The following is a 563-nucleotide window of genomic DNA, read 5'->3' on the forward strand; positions in this document are numbered from 1 at the left end:
ACGGTCCGAAAGGAGACAAAGGCGATGCTGGTGTAGTTGGTGTTCAGGGAATGCCTGGCACAAGTGGTACGCCCGGAACGCCGGGTTCAGGTGCGAATGGTGCGCCCGGAGCAGGTGTAACTATTGTGACCAATGATAGCGGTACCTGGGTTTACAATCCAACAACAAATACATGGACAAATATTAACGGTCCGAAAGGAGATAAAGGCGATGCTGGTATAGTTGGTGTTCAGGGAATGCCTGGCACAAGCGGTACGCCTGGAACGCCGGGTTCAGGTGCAAATGGTGCACCCGGAGCAGGTGTAACTATTGTGACCAATGATAGCGGTACCTGGGTTTACAATCCAACAACGAATACATGGACAAATATTAATGGAGCAAAAGGAGACAAAGGCGATGCTGGTGTAGTTGGTGTTCAGGGAATGCCTGGCACAAGCGGTACGCCCGGAACGCCGGGTTCAGGTGCAAATGGTGCACCCGGAGCAGGTGTAACCATTGTAACCAATGATAGCGGTACCTGGGTTTACAATCCAACAACGAATACATGGACAAATATTAACGGT

The 563-nt window shown here is 50.8% G+C and carries 1 pseudogene; it reads left to right on the top strand.

What is annotated here, in order from left to right:
- A pseudogene (locus tag R2Q77_RS21005) lies at window positions 1–563 on the top strand (hypothetical protein); the annotation flags it as partial.

Source organism: Pedobacter nototheniae, assembly GCF_032678625.1.
Taxonomy (GTDB): Bacteria; Bacteroidota; Bacteroidia; order Sphingobacteriales; family Sphingobacteriaceae; genus Pedobacter; species Pedobacter nototheniae_A.